Source organism: Pandoraea terrae (assembly GCF_902459695.1).
In the GTDB taxonomy this organism is placed as follows: Bacteria; Pseudomonadota; Gammaproteobacteria; order Burkholderiales; family Burkholderiaceae; genus Pandoraea; species Pandoraea terrae.
Genome location: NZ_CABPRZ010000018.1, coordinates 107,457 through 113,634 on the forward strand (window position 1 = coordinate 107,457; position 6,178 = coordinate 113,634).

Annotated in this window: 5 protein-coding genes; 2 read left to right on the top strand and 3 right to left on the bottom strand. The window is 63.7% G+C overall.

The window, feature by feature from the left end:
* Window positions 1-51: 51 nt before the first annotated feature.
* From paaG to paaN, 3 genes are all read right to left on the bottom strand, one after another.
* A complete protein-coding gene (gene paaG / locus PTE30175_RS19475) occupies window positions 52-837 on the bottom strand; it encodes a 2-(1,2-epoxy-1,2-dihydrophenyl)acetyl-CoA isomerase PaaG (protein ID WP_150698720.1) in 786 nt (261 codons plus the stop codon).
* Window positions 838-901: 64 nt separating this feature from the next.
* The gene (gene pcaF / locus PTE30175_RS19480; RefSeq protein ID WP_150698721.1) at window positions 902-2,104 is read right to left on the bottom strand and encodes a 3-oxoadipyl-CoA thiolase; all 1,203 of its coding nucleotides are present in this window, start codon (window positions 2,102-2,104) and stop codon (window positions 902-904) included.
* Between the two features lie 187 nt (window positions 2,105-2,291).
* Complete coding sequence (gene paaN, locus PTE30175_RS19485) at window positions 2,292-3,995, bottom strand: phenylacetic acid degradation protein PaaN (RefSeq protein WP_150698722.1); 1,704 nt, start codon at window positions 3,993-3,995, stop codon at window positions 2,292-2,294.
* A gap of 346 nt (window positions 3,996-4,341) precedes the next feature.
* Between paaN and PTE30175_RS19490 the strand changes: the two genes are divergently transcribed.
* Together PTE30175_RS19490 and PTE30175_RS19495 are read left to right on the top strand one after the other, a co-directional pair.
* A complete protein-coding gene (locus PTE30175_RS19490) occupies window positions 4,342-5,118 on the top strand; it encodes an enoyl-CoA hydratase (protein WP_150698723.1) in 777 nt (258 codons plus the stop codon).
* An 89-nt stretch (window positions 5,119-5,207) separates the two neighbouring features.
* Entirely contained in the window at window positions 5,208-6,011 is an 804-nt protein-coding gene (locus PTE30175_RS19495) for a basic amino acid ABC transporter substrate-binding protein (RefSeq protein WP_150698724.1), read from the top strand.
* Window positions 6,012-6,178: the final 167 nt, after the last annotated feature.

Here is a 6,178-nt window from a genome sequence, read left to right on the forward strand (position 1 = left end):
GGGGGCGGGTTCGTCATTAACGTCTGGGCGCTGGGCGTGCTGGCGGGCGAATCAACGGCCTTCGAAGCGCGCGCCGCGCTTTTGCAGGAACGCGTTGACGCCTTCGGCATAGTCGTACGACGCCCCGAGCGCACGCTGATGGTCGCGTTCGAGATCGAGCTGCGCATCGAGCGTGTTCGTGGCCGAGGCGTACAGGCTGTCCTTGATGGCGGAGAGGGCGCGCGTCGGTTGCGAAGCGAGATGCGCGGCCAACTTCTGCGCTTCAGCTGCGAGTACGTCGTCGTCGACACAGCGCCAGATCAGGCCCCACTGTTCGGCCTGTTCTGCGGAGAGCTTGTCGCCGAGCATGGCGAGGCCCATGGCGCGGGCCATGCCGACGCGTTGCGGCAGGAACCACGTGCCGCCCGTATCGGGCAGCAGGCCGATCTTCACAAACGCCTGAATGAAATTGACGGAGCGCGCGGCGAGCACGATGTCGCATGCCAGCGCGAGGTTCGCGCCGGCGCCGGCGGCGGTGCCGTTGACGGCGGCGATTACCGGCATTGGAAGCGCCCGCAGGCGTTTGACGAGCGGATTGAAGTTCGCGTCAATCAATTCGCCGAGATCGGTCATGCTGCCCGGCGTGAAATCGAGGTCGGCGAGATCCTGCCCCGCGCAGAACCCGCGGCCGGCACCGGTCAGGACCAGCGCGCGGGCGCCTTGCTGTTCGGCGGCGTCGATGGCGTCGCGCAGTTCGGCGTGCATTTGCCGGGTAAAGCTGTTGAGCTTGTCCGGGCGATTGAGCGTCAGCGTGGCAACGTTGGCCTCGACGGCCAGGCGAACCGTGGGTTCTGTCATGGGGCTCCTCCAGTACTGTCTATTCGTTATATCGGGTTGACGGATCTGCGCGCATTGAACCATTTCAGACGCGCTCGATGGCGATCGCGATGCCTTGGCCCACGCCGATGCACATCGTGCACAGCGCGAAACGCCCGCCGGTGCGATGCAACTGATACATGGCGGTCGTCACCAGACGTGCGCCCGAGGCGCCGAGCGGGTGACCGAGGGCGATGGCGCCGCCGTTCGGGTTCACGCGCGCGTCGTCGTCGGCCACGCCCAACTGGCGCAGCACGGCGAGGCCCTGGCTGGCGAACGCTTCGTTGAGTTCGATCACGTCGAACTGATCGATGGTCATGCCGAGCTGCGCCAGCAGCTTTTGCGTGGCAGGTGCCGGGCCGATGCCCATGATGCGCGGCGACACGCCGGCGGTGGCCATGCCGAGGATGCGGGCGCGCGGCGTCAGGCCATGCTGCTTGACGGCGGCTTCGCTCGCGATCAACAGCGCGCAAGCGCCGTCGTTGACGCCCGACGCATTACCGGCAGTCACGGAACCGTCGGGGCGCACCACGCCTTTGAGCTTTGCCAGCGATTCGAGACTGGTAGCGCGCGGATGCTCGTCGCGATCGACGATCAGCGGGTCGCCCTTCTTCTGGGCGATGGTCACCGCGGCGATTTCCTGTGCAAGCGTGCCGTCGGCTTGCGCTCGGGCGGCCTTTTCCTGGCTGCGCAACGCGAACAGGTCCTGATCGGCGCGGCTGATCTTGAAATCATCCGCGACGTTCTCGGCGGTCTCGGGCATCGAGTCGACGCCGTACTGCGCTTTCATGAGACGGTTGACGAAACGCCAGCCGATGGTCGTGTCGAAGATCGACGATTGGCGCGAGAAGGCGCTGTCGGCCTTGCCCATGACGAACGGGGCGCGCGTCATCGATTCGACGCCGCCGGCGATCAGCAGCGAGGCCTCGCCGGCCTTGATGGCGCGCGCGGCGGTGCCGACCGCGTCCATGCCCGAGCCGCACAGGCGGTTGAGCGTCACGCCGGGCACGTCGAGCGGCAGCTCCGCGAGCAGGGCGGACATCCGGGCGACGTTGCGGTTGTCTTCGCCGGCCTGATTGGCGCAGCCGTAGAACACGTCCTCGACGGCGGACCAGTCCACCGACGGATTGCGCGCGATCAGGGCCCTGATCGGCACGGCGCCGAGATCGTCGGCCCGGACGTCCTTGAGCGCGCCGCCATAGCGGCCGAAGGGGGTGCGAATCGCATCGCAAATGAAAGCGTCAGTCATGTCTCTCTATCCTCTTGGGGGGGGTGAACACTCGTGTGGATGACGACGAGTGCGCCCTAATAGTAGTGGCTTTCACGAGCGCTCGCGTAGTCCGCATGACGGAGCCGGCAGCGGGGACGCCACGGCCCCCGATCCTGCCGGCAACGCTGCTGCGGCCTACGCGCTCTCCATCGGCCGGATACCGTCCTCAGGCGGCGCTCGGCGCGTCTTGCGCGCTCTTGGCCGGCACATGGCGACGGCTTTGCACGACGCGGAAGCGATTGGAAACGAACGCCGCGTCGGCCAGGCTGGCGTTGGCCGCCGGATTGGCGCCGGTGCCGTGAAAGTCCGAGAAGGCGGCCGACTGGTTGACGAACACGCCGCCGGTGAGATTGAGCGACAGCGCCACGCCGCCGGTGAGCGCGGCGTCGACGGCAGCGGCTTCGCCTTCCGCGGTCGTCGTGTAGGCGGCCAGCGTCAGCGCACCGTGATCGCGGGCGATGCGGCCGGCCAGGTCAAACGCCTGGGCGCTGCTATCGACGGCAATGAAGAATGCGATCGGGCCGAACCATTCGCGCGTGAAGACGTTTTCGTCCTTGACGTCGAGTTGCAGCAGGAGCGGCGTGCGCACGCGCGCATCGGCAAACGCCGGGTGCACGAGCGGCTGGCTGTCGAGCACGACCTTGCCGGCCTTGCGGGCTTCATCGATCCGCGCGACGACGCCTTCGTTCTGAATCGCGCCGATCAGTTCGACGGCCTTGGCCGGGTCGCTCGTCAACTTCTGTACGCCGCCGGCAATGGCGGCGACGACGTCATCGAACGATACTTTGCCTTCCGGCGTTTCGATGCCGTCACGCGGGATATAGATGTTCTGCGGTGCGGTACACATCTGGCCGGAGTACAGGGCCAGCGAGAACGCGACGTTGCGGGCGAGACCCTTCAGGTCGTCGGTCGAATCGATGACGATCTGGTTGACGCCCGCCTTCTCCGTGTACACCTGCGCCTGGCGAGCGTTGGTTTCGAGCCAGTCGCCGTTTGCGGTGCTGCCGGTGAAATCGATGACACGCACTTCGCCGCGCTTCGCGAGTTGCTGGACGATGGCGCCGTCGTTCGGATTGGTGGCGGCCAGCGTGACGACGTCCGGATCGAAGCCGGCCTCGGCCAGCACTTCACGGGCGATCTTGACGGTGATCGCGAGCGGCAGGATCGCGCCCGGATGCGGTTTGACGATCACCGCGTTGCCGGTGGCAAGGCTCGCGAACAGGCCGGGATAGCCGTTCCACGTCGGGAAGGTGCAGCAGCCCAGCACCAGCGCAACGCCGCGCGGCACGATCGTGAAACGCTTTTCCATCGCGAGCGGCGGGTTCTTGCCCTGCGGCTTTTCCCAGTAGGCGGTGCCGGGGATGCGGCGCAGTTCGTCCCATGCATAGGCGACAGCCTCGAGGCCGCGATCCTGCGCGTGCGGGCCGCCTGCCTGGAAAGCCATCATGAAGGCCTGGCCGGTCGTGTGCATGACGGCATTGGCCATCTCGAAGCTGCGCGCGTTCAGGCGCTTGAGGATTTCAAGCGAGACACCGACCCAGGCGTCGGGCGTGGCGGCGCGCCAGCTGGCGTGCGCCTTCGTCACGCGGGCGAGCAGGGTATCGATGTCGAATCCGGGATAGGTCGTACCGAGGGCGAAACCGAATGGGGATGTTTCCTGGCCGGCGGTGCCGGTGCTGCCTTGTTGTTCCAAAGGAAAAGCGGCATTCAGATATTGCTTGAACGCGGCTTCGCCGTCGGCCTGTGCCGTTTCGCCATACACCCGGGGGCTCGGCATTTCGGAAAACGGGCTCCAGTAACCGCGCGATTCGATCGTGTGCAGCGCGCGTTCGAGGGTCTCTTGATGCTTTGCGAAAAAGGGATGGGTCATGGCGGTGGCAATTTCCGTGGCTAGGAGGACGTATCTATTAATAGGCGATGCGGACGACAGATGCACGGCGACCCCCGGGAAACGCCTGAAAAACGTGGGAGATCGCGGTGTTATTAATAAACCGACCGGTTGGTTTGTTAATATAGCACCAATTCCCGTGCCCGGGTAGCGGCGCATCCAAGGGCTTTCCCTTGGACCCGGACGCGAATGGCGTTATCTTGATGCATCAGCGTGGTATTGAGACCTCGGCACACAGGCCGGTCCCGTTGTCGGGGCCCGAGTTGGTCGGGGAAGAGGCCGCGCGGGTGCATCTTCAGATAACAATGCAGGTATTGGAGGAGTTACGATGACATTTGAGAATATTCTTGTAGAGACGCGCGGTCGGGTGGGGCTTGTGACGTTGAACCGCCCGAAGGCACTCAACGCGCTGAACGATGCGTTGATGGATGAACTCGGCGCGGCCCTGACCGCGTTCGACGCCGACGACGCCGTGAGCGTGATGATCATCACGGGCAGCGAGAAGGCCTTCGCGGCAGGTGCGGACATCGGCATGATGTCGCAGTACACCTATATGGACGTCTTCAAGGGTGACTACATCACCCGCAACTGGGAGACGATCCGCCGCATCCGCAAGCCGGTGATCGCGGCGGTGTCCGGCTTCGCGCTGGGTGGCGGTTGTGAATTGGCGATGATGTGCGACTTCATCATCGCGTCCGACACGGCAAAGTTCGGCCAGCCCGAAATCAAGCTGGGGATCATCCCGGGCGCCGGCGGCACGCAGCGTTTGCCGCGCGCGATTTCCAAATCGAAGGCGATGGACATGTGCCTGACTGCGCGTTTCATGGATTCGGCCGAGGCCGAGCGCGCCGGGCTGGTATCGCGTGTGGTGCCGGCCGACAAGTTGCTTGATGAGGCGTTCTCGGCCGCAAACACGATCGCCGAATTCTCGCTGCCGGTCGTGATGGCGGCCAAGGAGTCGGTCAATCGCGCGTACGAGACAACGCTCGCCGAGGGCGTGCAATACGAACGCCGCCTGTTCCATTCACTGTTTGCGACGGAAGATCAGAAAGAAGGCATGGCGGCGTTTGTCGAAAAGCGCAAGCCTGTTTTCAAACATCGCTGAACCTCGCTCGAGGGATATCTCTGGGATTCGGCATCCGTCAGGGTGCCGCCCTATGATAGTCTGCCGGTTTTTTAATCGAGGACGATACGATGTCGATGAATCGACGTGCATTTGCGCTTGCCTTGGTGGTGTCCTCGGGGCTGCTGTTGGCTGCGTGCGGCAAGAAGGAAGAGAGCGTCTCCGGGCGTTCGGTGGGACCGGCCGGTAGTCAGCCGGTTTATGTGGTGGGATCGGATGCGGCTTATGCGCCGTTCGAGTATGAGACCGATACCCGTCAAGTTGCCGGGTTCGATATCGATGTCATGAAGGCGGTGGCCGACAAGGCCGGTATTTCGATCCGCTTTATCAATACCCCGTTCGAGGGGATCTTCAATTCCCTGGTGCAAGGCGATCGCGACATCCTGATCTCCGCCATCACGATCACGGACGAACGCCGCAAGCAGATGGATTTTTCGGCACCCTATTTCGAGGCGTCACAACTGATCGCGGTACCGTCGGGGTCGAAGGTGTCGAAGTTCGAGGACCTGAAGGCGCTGAAGGTGGGCGTGCAGACGGCAACCACGGGCGACGAAGTCGTGCAGAAACTGATGGGCAAGAACAATCCGTCGGTGAAGCGCTTCGAAGGCACGCCATTGGCGCTGAAGGAACTGGAGGCGGGCGGCGTCGATGCGGTCGTGGCCGACAACGGAGTGGTGGTGAATTTCGTGACGAACAATCCGGACGCGCGGCTGCGTACGGTGAGCGACGAAGCGTTTCCCAAGGAGTATTACGGGATCGCAGTTCGCAAGGGCGACGCCGAACTGCTGGATAAGATCAACAAGGGCATCGACGCGATCAGGTCGGACGGTACCTATGATGCGATCTACGCGCGCTACTTCGGCAAGAAGCCTTAGGCTTCGCGCCTGAGATGCTGGACGAGAACAAGCGGGACAAGGCGCAAGCCTTGTCCCGCTTGGCTTTTTTGTGGGGCAGTCCGAGGATTTTCAAATTATTTTCACAAAGGGCTTGCGCACTTCGTTGGACTTCACTAATATCTCGTTTCTCGCAAACAACGCGACGC